This is a genomic window from Colwellia asteriadis (genome assembly GCF_039523295.1).
GTDB lineage: Bacteria > Pseudomonadota > Gammaproteobacteria > Enterobacterales > Alteromonadaceae > Colwellia > Colwellia asteriadis.
On the sequence record NZ_BAAAFA010000016.1, the window covers coordinates 12134 to 34500 of the forward strand.

Sequence of the window (22367 nt, forward strand, 5' to 3'; positions counted from 1 at the left end):
CGTTTACAAGCGCTTAGTAGATTGAGGGATTACCAAGGAAAGAAAAGTAACAAGGCGGTTTGATAACAATAAACCTTCCGTAGATATTTATCTCATTAAGCAATAGTCTGTTTTGGTTTAAGTCTGCTTTGGTAAAAGTCAGTGCTACTTATCAGTTAATACTGCTTATAAATGAATACTCACACAGTCGCGGTTATTCAAACGTTAAGCAATAAGCTCAACCACAGTGGCAAGGTAATAATACTAAATATTGTGCTCATGACCACGGTACCAGCAACCACGGCTTGTTGTTGCTTTTCATTTTTTGCGACTAAATAGGCATTAACCCCAGTTGGACTGGCGCTTAGTATTACTAAAACGGTGGTGGTAAATTCCGACAAATTAAAAACAATACTGGCGAAAAACCAAACAAGAGAGGGCAGTAGTACCAGTTTAGTAAGCGTTGCAAGGTAAAGCAGTTTCAGTTTTCCGCTAATGGTGTAAAAGCTTAATGAAGCGCCAAGTACAAATAAGGCGAGGGTAATCGCAGGTTTGCCGAGTAAGTGCAAGGTATCATTAATACTTGGCGGTAGCTCAATAGCCAATACATTAACTAATGCCCCTAAAGTGATACTTAAAATAAGTGGATTTTTTACATTATTGATTACAAAGCTTTGCCAGCGAAAAAGGTCATTACTCGATCTAGCGGTAATAACACTCGTTAGCAGAAAAAGTAAGGCGCTGTGAAAGGTCACAATTAAAAAAACGGTGGTGATCACTTGCTCACCTATAACAAGTAATAAAACAGGTAAGCCGATAATGACGGTATTAGAGTAACTCGCGCCAAGGGCGAATAATGCCGAAGCGCTATGACGTTTTTTGGCTAAGATATTACTTGAGACGGTGCTAGTGTTTTCTAATTTATTTGCGCCTAACTCGTTTTTAGCTCGCTTACTAGCGATTAACTTACTGCGCTCAAAGGTGATTGAGTTATTCACAAACCAAGCTAAGCCATAACAAATAAGTACCGGCAAATAAAATGCGGCAAATAAACCAAGGTTAATTGGCTGATTAAAATCAGCGTGACTCATTTGGTAGAATAAAAAAGCAGGAATAGTAACAAAGAAGGTGAATTTACTGAGTGCTTCAATTTGCTGGCGCGATAACCACTGACTTTTAGCACAAATTAAACCGAGTAGAGCCACTAAAATAAGTGGCAGAATAATTGTGATAATTTCAGTCATGGCTAACTAATTTTTGTGGTGTTGAGTATAAGTTACGTAGTGAAAAAATAGCGCGTAAAGCAGCGTAATAAACGTTATAAACTTTGTGAAAAGTTAAATAAGTTAAGTGCTTACTCATACTGTTGTTCTAAATAGCTTTCAATAATCAGTCGCGCTGACTCAGCATCAATATTATCTTTTTTTAAATTTTTAAAACCGCCACGAGCAAATAATTGTTCTTTGGCGTCAGCAGTTGTTAAGCGTTCATCTTGATATTCAATCGGAATACCAAAGCGCCCGAAAACACGTTTACCGAACTTTTTGGCATCTAAGGTAAGTTGCTGTTCACTGCCATCCATATTTAACGGTAGACCAACGACAATAATATCGGGTTGCCACTCGGTTAAAAAAGCAGTTAATTGCTCCCAATGGGGAATGCCATCGTTAGCTTTTACTGAGCCCAATGGCGTTGCGCTGCCAGTAATCTCTTGTCCAACGGCAACGCCAATATACTTTTTCCCAAAATCAAAGCCAATAATAGTACGCTGACCGATAGCTGTTTTTGTTTTTTTAGACATTTAATGACCTAGTATTACGCTAATACGCTAGCTAGCGTGTGATAACGAAAATAGTGTTAATGAAAGTAATGTTTAGCGAGAATGACTTTCAGCGAGAATGACCTTAAGTAAGAGTGCCCTTAAGCAGGAGTAACAATATACCTGTTAGGCGTGACCTACATCGTTAGATAAATGCGCTAAATCAATACCGAGCTTGTTGGTTGCTTTTTTCCAACGTTGCTCAATAGGGGTATTAAATATTATGTCATTATCTGCTGGTGCGGTTAACCATGAGTTATTTTGAATTTCTTCCTCAAGTTGTCCTGGCCCCCAACTAGCATAGCCTAGTGTCACCATAAATTTTTCAGGCGCTTTATTCGTGCCTAATGCTAATAAAATATCCTTCGAGGTAGTTATCATTAACTCTTTATTGAGTGCTAATGAACTGCTCCAGCCTGGTTGAGTGCTATGTAAAACAAAGCCGCGTTGTTGCCCTACAGGGCCGCCAGAAAGCACCAGTTGCTCTAGACTATTGGTGGTATCTGCTAGCACTTCGCTAGGGCTAGGCTCAGGACTTTCATCGTTATCAGCTAAGAATGTTTCATTAGGCTCTGTGCTGTCACTAAGTTCTCTTACTGGGCGTTGTTCATCTTCATCATCGATTTGTTTGAGTAAGTCGCCAAGTGTAATATTAACGGGTAAGTTAATGATTAAGCCCATTGCGCCTTCTTCATTATGCTCACAAACATAAGTGACGGTTTTATTAAAATAACCGTCATCTAGTGAGGGCATAGCGATTAAAAATTGATTTTGAAAACTGGTCATTACCACCTCTAATAAGCACTTATGTAGGCTGTTTATTTTATATTATGAGTTTTACGTTTTATTACGTACTGTTAAGCTAGTTACATGTGGTTATTTACGAACATTAGCTGCTATTGCATCCATTAATTTACCGCTAATATTAATATCGTACGCGGCTTCAATTTCACGAATACAGGTTGGGCTAGTGACATTAATTTCAGTCACTTTATTACCAATAACATCTAAGCCAACAAAATAGAGGCCACGCTTTTTAAGCTCTGGTGCTATGGCATCGGCAATCGCTTTATCGCTCTCGCTTAAGGGTTGTGCAACCCCTCTACCACCAGCGGCTAAGTTACCACGAGTTTCACCAGTCGCTGGAATACGTGCTAAACAGTATGGCATTGGCTCGCCGTTAACAATTAAAATACGTTTGTCGCCATCTACAATTTCAGGCATGTATTCTTGCACCATAGCATACTGCTGACCATGGTTGGTTAAGGTTTCAATAATAACGCCCACGTTAGCATCTTCTTCTTTGATACGGAAAATAGACGCGCCACCCATGCCATCAAGTGGTTTGATAATAATATCTTTTTCAGTTTGGTGGAATTGACGAATTTTATCACTGCTACGAGTTACTAAAGTGCGCGGTGTTAAGTCACTAAACCAAGCGGTAAACAGTTTTTCATTACAGTCACGTAAGCTTTGTGGTTTGTTCACTATTAACGTGCCTTCAACCTCAGCGCGCTCTAACATGTAGGTGGCGTAAATAAACTCAGTGTCGAAAGGCGGATCTTTGCGCATTAAAACAGCATCAAGGTCGCTTAATGGAATATCTTGTGGGTCAGAAAGTTCATACCAATGATTGCTATCGTCAAACACTTTCACTTTATGGGTGGTGGCAAAGCAGCGGCCTTGATCAAGGTATAAGTCTTTCATTTCAATGTAGTAAAGCTCGTAACCACGAGATTGTGCTTCAAGCATCATTGCCATTGACGAGTCTTTAGCTACTTTGACTTGCGAAATAGGGTCCATCACAACGCCAAGTTTTATTTGTTTAGTATTTGTCATTTTTATCCTGCTCTTAAAGTTGTGTTTACGCTAAATCGCCATAGCGACATTGTAATGCGGTAATCGCGGTGAGTGCTGCGGTTTCAGTGCGTAACACTCTAGGGCCTAATAATACATCATGAAAGTTTGCTTGATTAGCTTGTTTTATTTCTTCATCACTTAAACCGCCTTCAGGGCCAATAAGTAATCTCACGCGATTGTCACTACTCTCAAGTGGTAATCCCATAATGGAGTGCTCAGCTTTTGGGTGTAAATTAATTTTCAATGCCGATGTTTCTTGCCCTAGCCACTCATTGAGTAATATTGGTTGAGTAACTTGTGGTACAAAACAGCGACCACTTTGTTCACAGGCGCTAATGACAATTTTTTGCCATTGTTGACGCTTTTTCTCTAACCGCTCACCGTTAAGTTTTACGCCACAGCGTTCAGTAAACAAAGGCGTGATGGTATTTACGCCAAGTTCTACCGACTTTTGCAAGGTAAAGTCCATGCGATCACCGCGTGAAATCCCTTGCCCTAAATGAATGTTCAGCGGTGATTCGTTTTCAACAATAATTTTCTCATGAATAACCACACTGGCTTCTTTTTTACTGACCTGAGTAATTTCTGCTTGGTATTGCGCGGCTTCACGACCATTAAATAAGGTTACTAAATCACCAGTAGTTAAACGCAATACTCGAATTAAATGACCGAAGGCATCATCAGATAATTTCACCGTTTCATTGATAATAAACGGATCAGCTTGGTAAATACGTGGATTAGACATGGCAATGGGCAAAATAAGGAATAGTTACCCATAACATAGGGGCAGAGGTGAGAAAAAACAACTCGTTAGGCAATAAAAAAACGCTACATTCAATAAAGCAATGTAGCGTTCGGTAATATTATTTTGTGGCCTATATTTGTGCTAGTAACGGCACTAAATTAGCATAGGGCTAGTTGTGACTTATAAACCCGCTGCTTTACGTAAATCGTCAGCTTTGTCAGTTTTTTCCCAGCTAAATGCTGTAAAAGTGTCATCGCCTACTGTCATTTCAAATGGTTCACGACCAAAGTGACCGTATGCTGCAGTTTGTTGATACATAGGGTGTAACAAGTCTAACATTTTAGTAATGCCGTAAGGGCGTAAGTCAAAATGTTCACGTACTAATTCAACTAAACGCTCTTCTGATACTTGACCTGTACCGAAAGTATCAATTGAAATTGACGTTGGCTCAGCAACACCAATAGCATAAGAAACTTGAATTTCACAACGTTCAGCAAGACCTGCAGCAACAATGTTTTTAGCAACATAACGACCTGCATAAGCAGCGCTACGGTCTACCTTTGATGGATCTTTACCTGAGAAAGCACCACCACCGTGGCGAGCCATACCACCGTAGGTATCAACAATAATTTTACGACCGGTCAAACCACAATCGCCTACTGGACCACCAATAACAAAACGACCCGTTGGGTTGATGTGATATTTAGTTTCAGGTGTTAATAACTCAGCAGGAAGGGTGTGCTTAATAATGTTTTCCATTACCGCATCGACTAAGTCTTCTTGCTTAATGTCTGGGTTATGTTGAGTAGAAAGTACAACGGTATCAATTGCTACCGGTTTGTTATCTTCATAAATGAAGGTTACTTGTGATTTAGCATCAGGACGTAACCAAGGTAAAATTCCTGATTTACGTGCTTCAGCTTGACGCTCTACTAAACGGTGCGAATAATAAAGTGGTGCAGGCATTAAGGTTGGTGTTTCGTTAGTTGCGTAACCAAACATTAATCCTTGGTCACCAGCGCCTTGCTCTTCTGGGCTTTGGCGATCAACACCTTGAGCGATTTCAGGAGACTGTTGGCCAATTAAGTTCATAATGCCACAAGTTTCGCCGTCAAAGCCAACATCAGACGAGGTATAACCAATTTCGCTGATCACATTACGTGTTAAAGCTTCTAAATCAACCCATGCATCAGTTGATACTTCACCTGAAATAATGGCAACACCGGTTTTTACCATAGTTTCACAGGCAACACGGGCGTTTTTATCTTTGGCGATAATCGCATCGAGTACCGCATCAGAAATTTGATCGGCAATTTTATCAGGATGTCCTTCAGAAACAGACTCAGAAGTAAAAAAATGTCTAGACATAAATCCTCAGCAGTATTTAACAAGGTTATAAAAAGTTTATAAAGATACTTACAAACTCTAAAAATAGTTCAATAACGCGAATGATACACGTTAGATAACATTATTTCTACTTTTTTACGCCTAGACGTCTAAACGTCTTATGTAAATGTTTATTTAGCCGGTGATTATCTAGGTAGATAGTATTGAGAGATAGTTTTTATAAATAGTTTTGATAAATAGTCTAGGTAAATCACTTTGGTGAACAATTTAGATGAATTATACAGGAGGGCTCTTTAGGGGGGGATTTAAGCCAATAATACAAAAACTTTCTATGAGTGCAGCTTAAACAATTTTTATCGCTATTTAACAATTATAATGACTGTAAAGTGATCGGTTGCTCCCACAAAGATGACATTAGCTTTTGTTGCTGCAAAGTTGCTGCCGAGCTGTAAAAACTATATTGCGCTTGCTGTTGATTATTTGCAGCTAAATTAGCTTGTATTAGTTGACGACTTAATTGCAAGGTTACAGGTGCAGACGTTTCAATAATCATTATTTTATTATCGGTAATGTCATTTATTTGCGTTAAGAGAAACGGATAATGGGTACAACCTAATACAAGTGTATCAACACCTTTATGTAGTAGTGGTTCAATATAGCGCTTTAATAGTTGCTGACAGGCGGCACTATTTTGTTGACCTTGCTCGATAAACTCGACTAAGCCTGGGCAAGGTTGAATTAATACCTCTGCGCCATTGTGATGTTGGGCGATTAAGTTTTGAAAGCGTAGATTAGTACTGGTGGCTTGCGTTGCTAATACCGCTACTTTTTTTGTTAAACTAAATTTCGTTGCTGGTTTTATTGCTGGCTCAACGCCAATAACCGGAATTGATACCCTAGCTCTTAATTGCTCAATGGCATTAACGGTTGCGGTATTACAAGCTACAACTAATGCTTTAATCTCTTTTTGGATTAATTGTTCTGCAATATAAAGTACACGCTCGTTAATAAACTGGATTGATTTTTCACCATAAGGCGCATGTAAACTATCAGCGACATAGATAAGGTTTTCATGGGGCAGCTGTTTAGCAATACATTTTGCAATAGAAAGTCCACCGACACCTGAGTCAAATACGCCTATGGCTTGCGAATTATTATGTTGGCTGGGGATATTAATAACTTTAGATCTTTCTTAGGCTTATGGGATAGGCTAAATTGTATGGCTTTATTGGTATAGAAGTAAACAAAAATAGAAGTAAACAAAAATAGAAGTAAACAAAATATTACTGATAGCTTAGCTTAAGCTAACTTGGTTCTTTGCATTATAAGGGAAAATAATGAAGCAAAATATGCAAACCTTTATTCGTTTATTAACAAGTGGCGCAGAATTAACAAATACCGCTTTATCAACAAGTGACCATGTTGACCCATTGCTTGAGCATTATTTAGCTTCTAGCGAGCCAGAAAACATGGCCCAGCTTGCTTTTCTTTATCAGCAAGGTCAAAAAAGTGCGGTTAAATTTGGCTTTTACCAAGCAATAGTCACAAAACTAATCAAAGGGAAGGGCTTACCACTTGCATTGATTGCGCTATTAACGAGTAGCGATTTATTAAGTTTTTTTACGCCAGCCTTACAATTAGCTGGCAACTTTAATAAAACCAATGCGCAGCAACGCAATGTTTTGCACTATTTACTCGCTGGCTCATCAACACAAATTCATGCAATAGAGCCGCCGTGTAATTACTTGCGCTCTATGATGTTATTTGAAAGTAATGAAGCGTTATGTAATGGTTTATGTCAAAGAGACAATGAGAATTTAACCCCAGTTGAGCTTTACTTATGCGTTAATAAAAATCTAAAAGCACTGTCTAATCATGAGTTAAGTGCGTTATTTGCTTTAATTGAAATAGAGCAAAAGCAACAAAGTACAAACCACGATAATTATGTGAAAGTCATTAAAGGCGTCGCTGCTATTTGTCGTGCTCAAGCACAGGTAGCTAATCGTGAATTACAGCGTGTATTAGTCATTGCAACTTATTATCACAAGTCGATTAACGAAGTACTTGGCGATATAGCTTAGCAATATCGCTTAGTAATATAGCTTAAAAATACCGCTTAGTAACTGAGGTTTTACTTTTGATAGTTAGCGCTCTAACTGAAGCATTTCTTATTAAAGCATTGAGATATCTTCAAAATACTTAACGGTATTACGACCACTTAGCTTACCTTGATATAGCGCCTGATCTGCTTGGTTTAGTATCTCTTCTAATGTGAGCTCTGCGTGATATTGTGAAACCCCAAAAGTGGCAGTAATTGATAGTGATTTATCTTCAAAGGTAAACTGTTTAGCGACAAGCTTCTCTCTAATACTATTAAGTAAAGTTACCGCACCATGAATGTCGGTGTTAGGTAAAATAAACACAAATTCTTCGCCGCCCCAGCGTGCGACGACGTCTTGTTGTCTAATACTGCTTTTTAACAAGGCTGAAAATTCGCGCAATACGTAATCACCACCATCATGACCATGAAGTTCATTAAAGGCTTTGAAATGATCAATATCGGCTATGGCAATACACAACGACTGCCCTGAACGGTCATTTAATGGAGTGAGCGAGTAATAGCTTTCAGTTAATGCTCGTCTATTAGGTAGCTGGGTTAAAAAGTCAGTATATGCCACCGACTTAACATTAGATAAGGTCATTGCATTCATCACTGCAACCGAGACATAAGAGGCAATACTTCGTAAAATACTCAAGTCGTACTCACTAAAGAACTGGTCATTTGAGTTATTATCAAGGCGTTTTTCAACACCGATACAGCCAATAATATTATCTTTAAGTACTAGCGGTAATATTGCTTCTACTTCAACTTTATTAGCGAGTAAGTTAAACGACTCTTTACCGGTTAATACACTATTAATTACACTGTGCGAATTATCACTATTGCCCTCTAATGTTAAAGGGAGCGTATATGCTGATACACCATCACTATCACAGCGGGTGAAATGTAAACTATTGCTGTCATTATCAAGTACGGCAATACGAAAACAGCTTGAGCCAAATAGTTGTTCAAGCTGCTCAAAAACAATACTTGCGACTTTATTGATTTCTATTGCGGCGGTAATTTCTTTGCCCATTTCAGCAAGCTTGAGAATGTGTATGGTTCGCTGATGAACTTGTTCTGTTAATAAGCTTGCTTGTCGCTTTAAGATAAACCGACGATATGAGGTGATTATGATGATTGTGATTACTACAACAATAAAAATTGTTAAGCGCTGCACGTTAACACGTTCTGCATTTTTAGCTTGGCTGATTAACTCATTTTGCTTGAGTTGCTCTATTTCATTACGGGCTTTTAATAAAGTTAAGGATTTATTTAACCGGGCTAATGACTTTTGATTATCTTGCTGCAGTAGATCGCTATTAGTTGCATGGTATTGTGCAAAATAATGATAAGCATCTTTATAGTTTTCTTGCTTTAAATACACTTGATAGAGCTGTTGATACGCATCTCTGATAAAGGCACTTAAATCTAGGCGTTTGGCCTTTTCTAATGCGGAAAAAATATTAGTTAATTTTTGCGTATCGTTATGTGATATTTTTGCTAACTCAAGCAGCACTTCTATTACACTATCCTCTGCTTGAATATCTGTAGCAATACTCTTAGCTAAAGAAAAGTGTTGCTTCGCTTTATTAAATTCGCCTTGTTTTGCTTCAAGTTTACCAAGCACAATTAAGTTAAACAGTTGTGATTGTACTCGCTCGCTTTCTTGAGACAGTGTTAACGCGTGCTTAATATGTACAATGGCTTTTTCTAAGTCATCTATTTGAGCATACGCTTCAGAAATATTAGCTTGAATTAGCGCTTGTTCATCGTTTTCACCAATTTTTTTTGCCTCATTCAGTGCGTAATGATAATACTCAATCGCTTTTTTATAATTTGCCAAATAATAATAAGTCGCGCCAATAACGTTATACACTTGCGACTTACCATAAGTGTCATCTAACGCAGTCATTATTTTTAAAGCTTTTTCGTTTTCAATTAACGACTGTTCAAGCTCACCTAAATAGGTATAGCTCGATGCGATAGCGATTAAACTGTGGGCGCTCATACGTTGATTGCCAACTTTTGAGAAACTGGCATGTGCCAAACGGTAACTCTCTAATGAAGCCAAGTAATTACCCTGATTAAATGCTAGAGCGGCTAAGCTAAAGTGAACTTCTGCGGTAATTTCATCGTTGTTATGAATAAGCGATTCATCAAGTGCTTGTTGTGACGCTAATTGTGCTTTGGAAAATTCACCTATATCTAAATAAGCTTGCGCTAGCACTATCTTTAACATAGTCAGTGTTTCACTACTATGCTCTGTTGATGTTAATTCTTGTTGAAGTAATACAATGGCGTTTTCAGGTGAGCTGTTAACTTCATTTTGCATATGAGCAATAAATTTATCGTTCAGTGACGCTGCATGGCTGGGCAAAATAATGGCGCAGTACAGCATTAATATGAAAAAAGTTCTAAACATCATAATAAGTTGACAATCCAATGTTACGTTAATTGATTTTATTTACGTAAGAGAAGCTGATAATACCTTAAATTAGTTAAGTAAGTAATTTGAAAATAACTTTATAAAATAAATTAACAAGCGTGATGATGTTATTGCAAAGTTGACGCTTCCAAGTCATGGAAGCTTACTGAGTCCAGAGTACTGTGTGCTTTTCTTTGGAGGGCGCACAAATATCGTTGCTATGCTCTTGAGGGGAAAATTGATGCTTCCAAGGCGTGGCAGCTTACTTAGTCTAGAACACGGTGTGTTTTTCTTTGAGGGGTACCGTGTGCTTTTCTTTGGAGGACGCGGAAATATCGTTGATATGCTATTGAGAAGAAAATGATGCTTCCAAGGCGTGGCAGCTTACTTAGTCCTGAACACCGTGTGCTTTTCCTTGGAGGGCGCGGAAATATCGTTGATATGCTCTTGAGAAGAAAATGATGCTTCCAAGGTGCCGCAGCTTACTTAGTCCTGAACACTGTGTGCTTTTCTTTGGAGGGCGCGGAAATATCGTTGCTATGCTCTTGAGAAGAAAATTGATGCTTCCAAGGCGTGGCTGCTTACTGAGTCCAGAGTAGTGTGTGTTTTTCTTTGGAGAGTACCGTGTGCTTTTCTTTGGGGAGGCGCGGAAATATCGTTGCTATGCTCTTAAGGGTAAAATTGATGCTTCCAAGGCGTGGCAGCTTACTTAGTCCAGAGTACTGTGTGTTTTTCTTTGGGGAGTACCGTGTGTTTTTCTTTAGAGGGCGCGGAAATATCGTTGCTATGCTCTTGAGGGGAAAATTGATGCTTCCAAGGCGTGGCAGCTTACTTAGTCCTGAACACAGTGTGTTTTTCTTTGGGGAGTACCGTGTGCTTTTCTTTAGGGAGGGCGCGGAAATATCGTTGCTATGCTCTTGAGGGGAAAATTGATGCTTCCAAGGTGCCGCAGCTTACTTAGTCCTGAACACCGTGTGTTCAGGGCGGAAATATCATGTTAACCGTAGGCTTCCCGATACGAGCCGGGCTTGCACAATAGCTAATAGTCAACTTCCTAAGGTAAAACTTATCGGCTCAGGGACACTGTTCGCATACAAACACCCCAGAAGACATTTTTAGTATAGCGAAAAATAAACCAGCCTATAAGTTTTTTTTGGTAAAAAATGCTTAAGTGTTGGCAAATTGGGCGTTATGTAGCTTTATTAAACTAAATAGAAAAAGAATAAGCTTTACTAGTGAATAAATAGAAAAAGTGACAGGTAACTAAATGAAAAATTAAGCACTTTTTTTATTGATAGGTGCTAGGGCTTGCTCAATAGTTGATTGTAAAAGAGCAATTTTTTCTTTATTTTCTTGCTCTTGTGCAGCAAGCTTTTGCTGGGTTTGGAGTAGATCATTCGCTAAGTTTAGCGCTGTCATTAATAAGGTTTGCTCTGGCGTGCTAACCGTTTTACCTAGCTTAGCTTTTGCTAAGCGCTCACTTAACTCGTGCGCAGCAGACAGCAAAGCCGTTTCTTGTCCGTGCGGACAAGCTACTTTAAGCTTGCGATCAACAATGTTAATTTCTACGGTGCGTTGCGCCATGTGAGAAAAATTCCAATAATTATTATACATATAGCTATTAAATCCATTTTAATAGCATGATCAAGACGATCTCGTCAATCATAACGAGGCTTAGCTTGTGATGCAAGTAAATGGCGACTTTTCTGTCACTTTAATAATAGCAATGTTAACATTGGCGTTATCTTTTTTTGTAATGATAGTGCGTAAACCATGACCGACAATACTTCAAATAACTCCTTAGAAAATAACCAAATAGACTTTGCTACTATGCAAGCAATTATCACCACAGAAAATGTTAAAGCACATGCAAGTGAAATTAATGGTGTATTAGCTGGGTTAATTTGTGCTGGTTTTGCCTTTGAAGATCAAAGTTATATTTCAATGCTTGATGATTTATTTAATAGCGGTGACAGCTTCCCGAAAGCGGTTAAGTCAGCAATTAAACAAATGTATGCTGAGCTTTGGAGCAATATATTAGATGACAGCTACAGCTTTAGCTTGTTATTACCTGATGACGATGACTCTATTGCAGAGCGTGGCCACGCGTTAAGTGTTTGGGTACAAGGCTTTAATTTAGGTTTTGGTTTACAGCAAAAAGATAATCCTGTTGTTTCGGATGAAGTGAAAGAAGTGCTGAGCGATTTTAGTGAAATTGCTAACTTATCTGATGAAATGGACGAAGATGAAGACACTGAGCAAGCTTATTTTGAAATCAGTGAATATGTACGAATTTCAGCCCTACTATGTTTTAGTGAATTAGCCGTACCGCCATCGCGTGAACCGGCAAGCACAACTAATAGTACTATTCATTAAGCGAGTTGATAATTGTTTAACAGATACACATTAACTAAACGATAAAAACAACCAATAAAAACGCGAATAAAAATAGGTAAAATTATGTCTTCAACAGCTACTTCATTAACTGAGTTAACGTTAACAGAGCTACCATTAACTGATTTTAAAAAGCACCGCGATGCTTTATTTGCGAAGTTACCAAATAACAGTATCACCCTAGTCAAAGCAGCTAAAGAAGTTACTCGTAGCAATGATACCGAGTTTGGTTTTTGCCAAAATAAAAATTTTTATTACCTTACTGGTTTTAATGAGCCTGATGCATTATTAGTACTGATCAAAAGTGAAGAGGGCGAGCAACAATCTATTTTATTTTCTTTACCCAAAGATGCTCATCATGAAATATGGCATGGTCGCCGTATCGGCCAAGAAAAAGCCCAACAAGATTATGGTTTTGACCGTTGTTTTGAGGTAAGTGCAATTGATAGCCTAGTGCCCGAATATTTAAATGGTAAGCAGCAAGTGTTTTTTGGCTTTGATGACAATGGTTTTAATAGTAATAACTTTGCCGCGCAAGTATTTACTTGGTTAAAAACTGTTAGAGGCACCTTGCGTCAAGGCGGTCATGTACCCGAGCACTTAAGTGACGTTAATCCTATATTGGCCGACTTACGTGTAATTAAAAGCAGTAACGAAATTGCTTTAATGCGCCAAGCAAATGTTATTTCAGGCACTGCTCATCAACGCGCAATGAAACATTGTCAGGTGGGATTATTTGAATATCAAATTGAAGCCGAAATTCTTCATGAGTTTGCTTACCATAAAGCGCGTTATGCGGCATACGGAACCATTGTTGCTGGTGGCGATAATGCTAATATTTTGCATTACACCGACAACAGCGACAGTTTAAAAAATAACGAATTATTATTAATTGATGCTGGCGGTGAGCTAGGCGGTTATGCTGCCGATATAACCCGAACCTTTCCTGTTAATGGTAAATTTACGCCGGCTCAAAAAGCCATTTACCAGTTGGTACTCGATGCTAAAAATTTAGCTGTTAATGCGATTAAACCGGGTGCTTGTTTTGCGCAGTTAAATAAAATAACTAATGAGTTTTTAACTAACGGCTTGGTTGAGTTAGGTATTTTGTCTGGCGATATAGATAAATTGATAAGTGAAAAAGCAGTCAATGCTTATTTCATCCACGGTTTAGGGCACTGGTTAGGTTTAGATGTTCATGATGTTGGCGACTATTACATAAATGAGCATAAAGAACAGTTACGTGCATTTGAGCCTGGTATGGTGATGACTATTGAACCAGGTATTTATATTCCGCTTTCAGATACGAGTGTTGATGAAAAGTGGCGCGGTATTGGTGTGCGCATTGAAGATAATATTGTTGTTACTGAGCAAGGGTTTGAAAATTTAACCACCCATGTGCCAGAAACAATTGCCGATATTGAAGCATTAATGGCAACTAACGACTAATTAGCAGGCGCTATAAATTAATCGTTAATGAATGAGCGTGAGATCAAAGTTTTATCATGCGCGTTTTTTTATACTGTACCTATACAACGACTAGTGAAGTCAATTGATACATAGAAATATGAACCAACACAATCCACAATTTGATATTGTTATTTCTGGCGGCGGTTTGTCTGGTAGTTTACTAGCACTGAGTTTAAGTCAGTTGACCAAGGCCGATGGCAGCTTGTTGTCTATTGCTATTGTTGAAGCTACTGCTTATTCGCCCAAAGCAGCGACATCAGCAACAACCCATCATAACTCACCATTGTTTGATGATCGTGTTCTAGCGCTATCTCATGGCAGCGCTGATTATTTAAAAAAAATCGGCGTGTGGTCATTATTACAAGCAGACGCTTGTGCAATTAAAAATATCGATATTTCAGATCGTGGTTACTCTGGCAAAGCCCGTATTGCAGCTAATGAATATGGCGTAAGTGCGTTAGGTTATGTCATTGATATGGCACTTATTGGTAACGCGCAATTACAGCGTTTAGCGCAATATTCTAACGTGACTTGGTTTAGTCCCGATACCATTGTTGATATTGAGTGGCGTGCCACTGAGCAAGTTACTGAAAAATCTGTCAATCAAATTAGCGTTAAACTCAACTCCGGTACACAACTAAAAACGTCATTGTTACTTGCTTGTGACGGCGTTCAATCTCCTTGTCGTCAACTTGCTAATATTACTGTAAAAGAAAGCCACTATAATCAATCAGCAATTATTGCCAATGTTGCTACTGAGCATTTCCATCACTATAAAGCGTTTGAGCGCTTTAGTGAGTTTGGTCCTATTGCCATGCTGCCATTACCTTCATTAGTTAACCAACAAGGGCAGGGACGTTGTTCTTTAGTGTGGACATTACCACCTGAGCAGGCTGTTAATATTGCGTCACTTAGCGATGATGACTTTAAAACAGCGCTTGAATTAGCTTTTGGTAGTTGGCTTGGCAGTATTACTCAAGTAGGAAAACGTAGTGTTTATCCGCTTAAATTATTGCAAGCAGAGCAACAAACCTATCATCGTATGGCGCTGGTTGGCAATGCCTCACATACTATTCATCCTATAGCCGGTCAGGGGTTTAATTTAGGTTTGCGTGATGTCAAAGTAATGAGTGAACTTATTGCCCAAGCGCTTGCTTCACAAAAAGATATTGGCTCATTTGCGTTATTACAGCAATACCAACAAAGCCGAGCGAATGACCAACAACAAGTGATCAACTTAACGGACTCATTAGTTACCTTATTTTCAAATACGTTAACCCCGTGTGTTATTGGACGAAATATCGGTTTGCAGGCGCTCAATGTGATAGCGCCATTTAAAAATGCGTTAGTTAAGAAAACCATGGGTTACTAATATTAGGTTTAACTTATAGTTAAATTGCGTTTAACTTACGTTTATTTTACGTTTTAATTACCTGCGAATTAACAGTAAATCAGCGTTTGATAAAATAGAACGTCAGTGGCGTAGCTACATTTAAAAAGAGAAAAACATGCAAAAATTTGATGTCTTAATTGTTGGCGCCGGTATGGTTGGCCTAACACTAGCTTTAGCGCTACGTAAAAATAGTCAACTGAGTGTAGCAATTACCGACACTACCCCGTTAGCTCAAATAGACAACGAACACGATGTTCGGGTGAGTGCTATCAATATTGCGAGTAAAAACATTTTCGACAACCTTGGCATCTGGTCTGAAATTTCACAAAATCGTCATCAAGCCTATCAACATATGCATGTGTGGGATAAAGCGAGTGGCGGTAAACTCGACTTTTGTGCCAGCGATGGTGATGCTTTTCCTCCGCAAGACCATTTAGGTTGGATCATCGAAAACAAAGTGATCCGTCATGCGCTTTGGCAAAAAGCTCAAGCTGATGAAGGTATTAGTTTTTTTACTGACAGTAAATTAGCCAGTATTGCTGTGGGCGACAGTGAAGTATTTGCCAGCTTTGCTGCTCCTGAAAACCCTAACGCAAGAAGCTCTGCTCCCAGTATGCCTATTTTAGCTAAGTTATTGGTTGGTGCCGACGGTGCTAACTCTTGGGTTAGGCAACAAATGGACATGGAAATGTTCTTTAAAGATTATGATCATCACGCCATTGTTGGCACAGTAAAATGCCCGCAAGGTCATCAAAATACCGCATGGCAAGTATTTCTAGAGTCGGGACCATTAGCTTTTTTACCCCTTGAAAGTGAACATAATGATTTATGCTCTATTGTTTATTCAACCTCACCCGATGAAGCGCAGCGCTTAGTTAATAGTGACAAAGTTGAGTTTGCTAAAGCGTTAACAGCCGCTAGTGATGGTAAGTTAGGTGATATTGAATTAGTGAGCGAGCGTTTTACTTATCCGCTAACCATGCGTTTGGTACAAAATTTTGTTAAAGATCGCGTTATTTTAATTGGCGACGCAGCTCACACTATTCATCCTTTAGCAGGTCAGGGTGTTAATTTAGGTTTGCTTGATGCGATTGCTCTTGTTGATACCTTATGTGCCCAGCCAACAAATGAGCTAGCTAATGCTCAAGCATTAAAAGCGTTTGCGCGCTGGCGCAAAAGTGAAGCCAGTGAAATGATTGCTGCTATGGCCGCCATTAAAGAAATGTTCGCGCCAAAACCTGCGCCATTAGCGCTTATACGGGGTTTGGGGATGAATATACTGAACCATGTTGCGCCAGTAAAAAACACCTTTATCAGCCAAGCATTAGGAATAAAAGATAACCTGCCGAGCATGGCGTATAAAATACAATAAATAATTTTCAGCGCTTTATTTGTTCGGTTAACATTTACAAGCTTTGTAATTGTTTTTTATTTTTTAAATTATTGGTAATTAAAATTTTATTCGGATTAGTTGTTTTAGCTGGGTTTATATTTTATTGAGCGCTTATTTGTTGTTGAATCAACATCTGCTGAGCGCTATAATCGAGCACAATTGAACACGTAACGTTGTTAACTTTTAGGTGAAACACATGACAAATAAAACCGTATTACATGCTAAGCATTTAGAATCAAACGCTAAAATGGTTGATTTTTATGGCTGGGAAATGCCAATTAACTATGGTTCACAAATTGAAGAGCATCACGCTGTTCGTCAAAATGCAGGTATGTTTGATGTTTCACACATGACCATTGTTGACGTACAAGGTGCTGACGCTAAAGAATTTTTACGTTATTTAGTGATTAACGACGTTGCTAAGTTAACGGTTGCAGGTAAAGCACTTTACACTGGCATGTTAAATGAAAAAGCTGGCGTTATTGATGACTTAATCATTTACTTCTTCTCAGATACCGATTATCGCTTAGTGGTAAACTCAGCAACACGCGAAAAAGATTTAGCGTGGATGAATAAACAATCAGCAGGTTTCGATATTACCATTACTGAGCGTCCTGAGTACGGCATGATTGCTGTGCAAGGCCCACAAGCTAAAGCGAAAGTAGCTAACTTATTAAACGATGCTGAAACAGCAGCTGTTGACGGTATGAAACCATTTTTTGGTGTACAAGTGGGCGATTTATTTATCGCTACAACGGGCTACACTGGTGAAGACGGTTACGAAATTATTGTGCCTGATAGCGCTGCTGAAGAGTTTTGGCAAAAACTATTAGACCAAGGCGTAGTACCTTGTGGTTTAGGTGCTCGTGATACCTTACGTTTAGAAGCAGGTATGAACCTTTACGGTTTAGATATGGACGAAAGCGTTTCACCATTAGCTGCTAACATGGCGTGGACTATTAGCTGGGAACCTGAAGATCGTGACTTTATTGGTCGTGCAGCACTTACCGCGCAAAAAGAAGCGGGCGATCAGCCTAAACTTGTTGGCTTAGTACTTGAAGAAAAAGGTGTGCTGCGCACAGGCCAGAAGATTATTACTGAACTTGGCGAAGGTCCTCTTTTCGAAGGAATCATTACCTCAGGTACTTTCTCTCCAACATTAGAGCACAGCGTTGCATTAGCACGTGTGCCGCGTAGTGTTAAAGTAGGCGATACTGTTGAAGTAGAAATGCGTAAAAAATTAGTAAAAGTTACGGTAACTAAGCCAAGCTTTGTACGTAACGGCAAAAAAGTTTTCTAAATTCGTTTCCTTGAAATAATAGCAATACCATGTAACCGCTTAAATAATTAAGCGGTTAGTTTGGCCACTCAAATACGGTACTGCAATTTCAATTATTTAGGATTTATACTATTATCTAATAGTTTTTGTGCGATAAAAATTTACATAAATTAAAAAATTACATTAGGAAAATTAAAATGAGCAACATCCCTTCAGAGTTAAAATACGTAACATCACACGAATGGGTTCGCGTTGAAAGCGACGGTATCGTTACTGTAGGTATTACTGAGCATGCGCAAGGCCTTTTAGGCGACATGGTATTTGTTGAGTTACCAGACGTTGGCGATGCAATTACAACAGGCGACGATGTTGCTGTTGCAGAATCTGTAAAAGCAGCTTCTGATATTTATGCTCCAGTTTCAGGTGAAGTTGTTGAAATTAACGAAGAATTAGAAGACTCACCAGAGCTAGTTAACTCTGACGCATTTGGTGACGGTTGGTTATTTAAAGTTAAGTTAGACGATGCAAGCGAGTTAGAAAGCTTACTTGATGCCGAAGGTTACGCTAACTCTATCGACGAAGATTAATTTTCGTTTTTAGCGTTGTTAATCAACTTTAGTCGGCATTGTTGACGTTATTGGTTTTGTCACTTAGTAGTGTTCGTACACTAAGCTCTAACGCCAAGTAACTTAACGGCTTTGCCTACAGACTGATTGCCTTAGCTAAAAAACTTAAAGCCTCCAACTGTTTACGTTTGAGGCTTTCTTTTATTCTACTGGAATAAAAGAGCCCAGTATTATTACGCCAAACGGTAATAACATCACCCTCGACATTTATTGGCGAGAATGACCACGTTAACGTTTGCAGCTATTTTTAAATTTACGTAATTTACCTACAATTAAGTGAAACTGTTATGACCTCAAAAGCAACTGTTAGCTCATTATCTGAGTTAGAACAAACTCAAGATTTTATTCGCCGCCACATTGGCCCAAGCGAAGCACAAACAACTGCCATGTTAAACGACATTGGCGCAGAATCTGTTGATGCCCTAATTGATGAAATTGTACCCAGCGATATTCGTTTAGCTGACCTTCCAAACATCGAAGAAAGCAAAACAGAAGTAAAAGCATTAGCTGACTTAAAAGCAGTTGCTAGCTTAAATAAAGTTAACGACACTTACATTGGTTTAGGTTACTACGGCACCTTAACCCCTAACGTTATTTTACGTAACGTGTTAGAAAATCCAGGCTGGTACACAGCGTATACGCCTTACCAACCAGAAATTGCGCAAGGTCGTTTAGAGTCATTATTAAACTATCAACAAATGTGTTTAGACCTTACTGGTTTAGACCTAGCATCAGCTTCATTACTTGATGAAGCAACTGCAGCCGCTGAAGCAATGGCGCTAGCAAAACGCGTATCTAAAAACAAAAAATCAAACTTATTCTTTATTTCATCTGATGTTTACCCACAAACAATCGACGTGGTAAAACAACGCGCTGAAATGTTTGATTTTGACATTATTGTAGCACCAGCAGACGACGTAGTTAATCACGACGTATTTGGCGCACTTTTACAGTACCCAAGCGCAACAGGTGAAGTACGTGATATTTCAGAGCTAATTGCCAAAGTTCACGAGAAAAAAGGCATTGTTGCCGTAGCTGCCGACATCATGAGCTTAGTGTTATTAAAAGCACCAGGTGAGTTAGGCGCTGATGCCGTTATCGGTTCAACGCAACGTTTTGGCGTACCAATGGGTTACGGTGGTCCTCACGCAGCATTTTTTACAACCTCAGATAAATACAAGCGCTCTTTACCAGGTCGTATTATTGGTGTTTCTAAAGATACGCGCGGTAACAATGCATTACGTATGGCAATGCAAACACGTGAGCAACACATTCGTCGTGAAAAAGCTAACTCAAACATTTGTACCGCTCAAGTATTATTAGCGAACATGGCAGCGTTTTACGCAGTTTACCATGGCCCTAAAGGCTTAAAAGTTATTGCTAACCGTATTCACCGTTTAGCTGATATTTTATGTTTAGGTACGGCATCTAAAGGCTTAACGGCTGTTCATGCTAGCTACTTTGACACATTAACATTTAACCTAGATGCTATTGACGGCTTTAGTAAAGACGAAATCGTAGCACGTGCATTGGCAGCAAGCGCTAACTTGCGTACTGACGTTGACGGTCAAATCAGCATTTCACTTGATGAAACAACAACACGTGAAAACATTGCTACGTTGTTTGACATTTTATTAGGCGAAGGGCATGGTTTAGACGTTGCCGCTTTAGACCAGCAAGTAATTGATTGTGGTCACTCATCAATTCCAGCGTCATTAGTACGTGAGTCTGAAATACTAACGCACCCAGTATTTAACTCATACCACAGCGAAACAGAAATGCTTCGTTATATCAAAAAACTTGAGAACAAAGATTTAGCATTGAACCACTCAATGATTTCCTTAGGCTCTTGTACCATGAAGTTAAATGCAACTGCGCAGATGATCCCAGTATCATGGCCTGAATTTGCAAATATGCACCCATTTGCACCTGTTGACCAAGCACAAGGTTACAAGCAAATGATTGACGAACTAGCTGACTGGTTAGTTGAATTAACAGGCTACGACAAAATGTCGATGCAACCTAACTCAGGTGCACAAGGTGAATACGCAGGCTTAATTTCAATTGTTAAGTATCACCAAAGCCGTGGCGATTCACACCGTAACATTTGTTTAATTCCATCTTCTGCACACGGTACTAACCCAGCAACAGCACAAATGGTTGGTTTAAAAGTGGTTGTGGTTGATTGTGATAAAGAAGGTAACGTTGACATGGCCGACTTAACAGCAAAAGCTGAAGAGTTACGTGACAACTTAGCATGTATCATGATCACATACCCGTCTACGCACGGTGTATACGAAACAACTATTGCAGAAATTTGTAATATTATTCATGACAACGGCGGCCAAGTTTACCTTGATGGCGCGAACATGAACGCACAAGTAGGTTTAACATCACCAGGTCATATTGGCGCTGATGTTTCACACCTTAACTTGCATAAAACTTTCGCTATTCCACACGGTGGTGGCGGTCCAGGTATGGGCCCTATCGGCGTTAAAGCGCATTTAGCACCATTTTTACCTGATCACGCATTAATCAACGTAGGTGAAGAAACCAAAGGTAATGGTGCGGTATCTGCTGCACCATTTGGTAGCGCAGGTATTTTATGTATCTCTTACCTTTACGTAGCAATGCTAGGTAAAAAAGGCGTAACTGATGCAAGTAAATTTGCCATCACTAACGCTAACTACATGGCGAGCAAGTTAAGCCAACATTACCCGTTGTTATACACAGGTAAAAACGGCCGTGTTGCACACGAATGTATTATTGACTTACGTCCGCTTAAAGCAACCTCAGGTATTACAGAAGTTGATATTGCTAAGCGTTTAATTGACTACGGTTTCCATGCGCCAACCATGTCGTTCCCAGTAGCGGGCACGTTCATGATTGAACCAACTGAATCTGAGTCTAAAGTTGAATTAGACCGTTTCATTGAAGCAATGACTTGTATTCGTGATGAAGTACGTAAAGTTGAGTCAGGTGAGTGGGAGCTAAACAATAACCCATTACAAAATGCACCGCATACACTAGCGGACATTACTGATGTTTGGGATCGTGGTTACACGGTTGCCGAAGCAGTATTCCCAGTACCAGCTGCGGCAGCTAACAAATTCTGGCCAACGGTTAACCGTATTGATGATGTATACGGGGATCGTAATTTGATTTGTAGTTGTCCTCCGATGTCTACTTATGAAGACTAATTTCTCTAAAGTTTTAGAGTTTTAATCTAAAAGGCGAACCATAAATGGTTCGCCTTTTTTACGATAGGCGTCAGCTTTAGAGAGAATTTAATATTGTTTTTTTAAAGGTCGGAGAATTACTTATAAAATAAGTAATATTATAAAGACTTAAGTATTGAGTTATATAAAATGAATGGGACATGATTACTACAATTCATCAATGAAATTAGTAACTTACAATAACTAGTTAACTTATATACAACCCATAGATTAAATGGTAAGTTACTGTTACATAACTTTAAATTTCTTCTGACGTGAGCGACGTCAATTTTAAGTGACAATATAACTTTAGTA

17 protein-coding genes and 1 other RNA gene are annotated in these 22367 nt (G+C 39.0%); 8 read left to right on the top strand and 10 right to left on the bottom strand.

Annotated features, from left to right (window positions below; translation table 11 throughout):
• Positions 1 to 197: 197 nt before the first annotated feature.
• The 7 genes from ABD005_RS17590 to murI form a co-directional block, all read right to left on the bottom strand.
• A complete protein-coding gene (locus tag ABD005_RS17590; RefSeq protein ID WP_343819037.1) occupies positions 198 to 1223 on the bottom strand; it encodes an AEC family transporter in 1026 nt (341 codons plus the stop codon).
• Between the two features lie 110 nt (positions 1224 to 1333).
• Positions 1334 to 1780 (bottom strand): Holliday junction resolvase RuvX, encoded by a 447-nt coding sequence (ruvX, locus tag ABD005_RS17595; RefSeq protein ID WP_215979323.1) that lies wholly within the window; start codon positions 1778 to 1780, stop codon positions 1334 to 1336.
• A 144-nt stretch (positions 1781 to 1924) separates the two neighbouring features.
• Positions 1925 to 2584 (bottom strand): YqgE/AlgH family protein, encoded by a 660-nt coding sequence (locus ABD005_RS17600; protein ID WP_343819040.1) that lies wholly within the window; start codon positions 2582 to 2584, stop codon positions 1925 to 1927.
• 90 nt (positions 2585 to 2674) lie between these two features.
• A complete protein-coding gene (gshB, locus tag ABD005_RS17605) occupies positions 2675 to 3637 on the bottom strand; it encodes a glutathione synthase (RefSeq protein ID WP_343819042.1) in 963 nt (320 codons plus the stop codon).
• Positions 3638 to 3662: 25 nt separating this feature from the next.
• Complete coding sequence (rsmE, locus tag ABD005_RS17610) at positions 3663 to 4403, bottom strand: 16S rRNA (uracil(1498)-N(3))-methyltransferase (protein WP_215979320.1); 741 nt, start codon at positions 4401 to 4403, stop codon at positions 3663 to 3665.
• 180 nt (positions 4404 to 4583) lie between these two features.
• The gene (gene metK / locus ABD005_RS17615) at positions 4584 to 5771 is read right to left on the bottom strand and encodes a methionine adenosyltransferase (RefSeq protein WP_215979319.1); all 1188 of its coding nucleotides are present in this window, start codon (positions 5769 to 5771) and stop codon (positions 4584 to 4586) included.
• Positions 5772 to 6120: 349 nt separating this feature from the next.
• A complete protein-coding gene (gene murI / locus ABD005_RS17620; protein ID WP_343819068.1) occupies positions 6121 to 6927 on the bottom strand; it encodes a glutamate racemase in 807 nt (268 codons plus the stop codon).
• A 160-nt stretch (positions 6928 to 7087) separates the two neighbouring features.
• Here murI and ABD005_RS17625 point away from each other — a divergent pair, with 160 nt between their 5' ends.
• Positions 7088 to 7831, top strand: a complete 744-nt coding sequence (locus ABD005_RS17625) for a hypothetical protein (protein ID WP_343819044.1) — start codon at positions 7088 to 7090, stop codon at positions 7829 to 7831.
• Between the two features lie 90 nt (positions 7832 to 7921).
• Here ABD005_RS17625 and ABD005_RS17630 read toward each other — a convergent pair whose 3' ends face one another.
• The 3 genes from ABD005_RS17630 to ABD005_RS17640 form a co-directional block, all read right to left on the bottom strand.
• On the bottom strand, positions 7922 to 10279 hold the full coding sequence (locus ABD005_RS17630) for a sensor domain-containing diguanylate cyclase (protein ID WP_343819045.1): 2358 nt from the start codon (positions 10277 to 10279) through the stop codon (positions 7922 to 7924).
• Between the two features lie 931 nt (positions 10280 to 11210).
• A non-coding RNA gene (ssrS, locus tag ABD005_RS17635) (6S RNA) lies at positions 11211 to 11391 on the bottom strand.
• Positions 11392 to 11554: 163 nt separating this feature from the next.
• Complete coding sequence (locus ABD005_RS17640; RefSeq protein ID WP_343819047.1) at positions 11555 to 11893, bottom strand: cell division protein ZapA; 339 nt, start codon at positions 11891 to 11893, stop codon at positions 11555 to 11557.
• 159 nt (positions 11894 to 12052) lie between these two features.
• Between ABD005_RS17640 and ABD005_RS17645 the strand changes: the two genes are divergently transcribed.
• The 7 genes from ABD005_RS17645 (at position 12053) to gcvP (ending at position 22034) form a co-directional block, all read left to right on the top strand.
• Positions 12053 to 12655 carry a UPF0149 family protein gene (locus tag ABD005_RS17645; protein WP_215979761.1) on the top strand — a complete coding sequence of 201 codons (603 nt, stop codon included), beginning with the start codon at positions 12053 to 12055 and terminating at the stop codon, positions 12653 to 12655.
• An 84-nt stretch (positions 12656 to 12739) separates the two neighbouring features.
• Complete coding sequence (pepP, locus tag ABD005_RS17650; RefSeq protein WP_343819049.1) at positions 12740 to 14122, top strand: Xaa-Pro aminopeptidase; 1383 nt, start codon at positions 12740 to 12742, stop codon at positions 14120 to 14122.
• 118 nt (positions 14123 to 14240) lie between these two features.
• Positions 14241 to 15515, top strand: a complete 1275-nt coding sequence (gene ubiH, locus ABD005_RS17655; protein WP_343819051.1) for a 2-octaprenyl-6-methoxyphenyl hydroxylase — start codon at positions 14241 to 14243, stop codon at positions 15513 to 15515.
• 136 nt (positions 15516 to 15651) lie between these two features.
• Positions 15652 to 16908 (top strand): UbiH/UbiF/VisC/COQ6 family ubiquinone biosynthesis hydroxylase, encoded by a 1257-nt coding sequence (locus ABD005_RS17660; RefSeq protein ID WP_343819053.1) that lies wholly within the window; start codon positions 15652 to 15654, stop codon positions 16906 to 16908.
• Between the two features lie 217 nt (positions 16909 to 17125).
• A complete protein-coding gene (gcvT, locus tag ABD005_RS17665; protein ID WP_343819054.1) occupies positions 17126 to 18229 on the top strand; it encodes a glycine cleavage system aminomethyltransferase GcvT in 1104 nt (367 codons plus the stop codon).
• A 176-nt stretch (positions 18230 to 18405) separates the two neighbouring features.
• The gene (gcvH, locus tag ABD005_RS17670) at positions 18406 to 18795 is read left to right on the top strand and encodes a glycine cleavage system protein GcvH (RefSeq protein ID WP_215979766.1); all 390 of its coding nucleotides are present in this window, start codon (positions 18406 to 18408) and stop codon (positions 18793 to 18795) included.
• A 326-nt stretch (positions 18796 to 19121) separates the two neighbouring features.
• A complete protein-coding gene (gene gcvP / locus ABD005_RS17675; protein ID WP_343819055.1) occupies positions 19122 to 22034 on the top strand; it encodes an aminomethyl-transferring glycine dehydrogenase in 2913 nt (970 codons plus the stop codon).
• Positions 22035 to 22367 lie beyond the last annotated feature (333 nt).

Excerpts from the sequence above, each read along its gene's own strand:
- ABD005_RS17590 (WP_343819037.1), bottom strand. The coding sequence starts at position 1,223 with ATGACTGAAATTATCACAATTATTCTGCCACTTATTTTAGTGGCTCTA.
- ruvX (WP_215979323.1), bottom strand. The coding sequence starts at position 1,780 with ATGTCTAAAAAAACAAAAACAGCTATCGGTCAGCGTACTATTATTGGC.
- ABD005_RS17600 (WP_343819040.1), bottom strand. The coding sequence starts at position 2,584 with ATGACCAGTTTTCAAAATCAATTTTTAATCGCTATGCCCTCACTAGAT.
- gshB (WP_343819042.1), bottom strand. The coding sequence starts at position 3,637 with ATGACAAATACTAAACAAATAAAACTTGGCGTTGTGATGGACCCTATT.
- rsmE (WP_215979320.1), bottom strand. The coding sequence starts at position 4,403 with ATGTCTAATCCACGTATTTACCAAGCTGATCCGTTTATTATCAATGAA.
- metK (WP_215979319.1), bottom strand. The coding sequence starts at position 5,771 with ATGTCTAGACATTTTTTTACTTCTGAGTCTGTTTCTGAAGGACATCCT.
- ABD005_RS17625 (WP_343819044.1), top strand. The coding sequence starts at position 7,088 with ATGAAGCAAAATATGCAAACCTTTATTCGTTTATTAACAAGTGGCGCA.
- ABD005_RS17630 (WP_343819045.1), bottom strand. The coding sequence starts at position 10,279 with ATGATGTTTAGAACTTTTTTCATATTAATGCTGTACTGCGCCATTATT.
- ABD005_RS17640 (WP_343819047.1), bottom strand. The coding sequence starts at position 11,893 with ATGTATAATAATTATTGGAATTTTTCTCACATGGCGCAACGCACCGTA.
- ABD005_RS17645 (WP_215979761.1), top strand. The coding sequence starts at position 12,053 with ATGACCGACAATACTTCAAATAACTCCTTAGAAAATAACCAAATAGAC.
- pepP (WP_343819049.1), top strand. The coding sequence starts at position 12,740 with ATGTCTTCAACAGCTACTTCATTAACTGAGTTAACGTTAACAGAGCTA.
- ubiH (WP_343819051.1), top strand. The coding sequence starts at position 14,241 with ATGAACCAACACAATCCACAATTTGATATTGTTATTTCTGGCGGCGGT.
- ABD005_RS17660 (WP_343819053.1), top strand. The coding sequence starts at position 15,652 with ATGCAAAAATTTGATGTCTTAATTGTTGGCGCCGGTATGGTTGGCCTA.
- gcvT (WP_343819054.1), top strand. The coding sequence starts at position 17,126 with ATGACAAATAAAACCGTATTACATGCTAAGCATTTAGAATCAAACGCT.
- gcvH (WP_215979766.1), top strand. The coding sequence starts at position 18,406 with ATGAGCAACATCCCTTCAGAGTTAAAATACGTAACATCACACGAATGG.
- gcvP (WP_343819055.1), top strand. The coding sequence starts at position 19,122 with ATGACCTCAAAAGCAACTGTTAGCTCATTATCTGAGTTAGAACAAACT.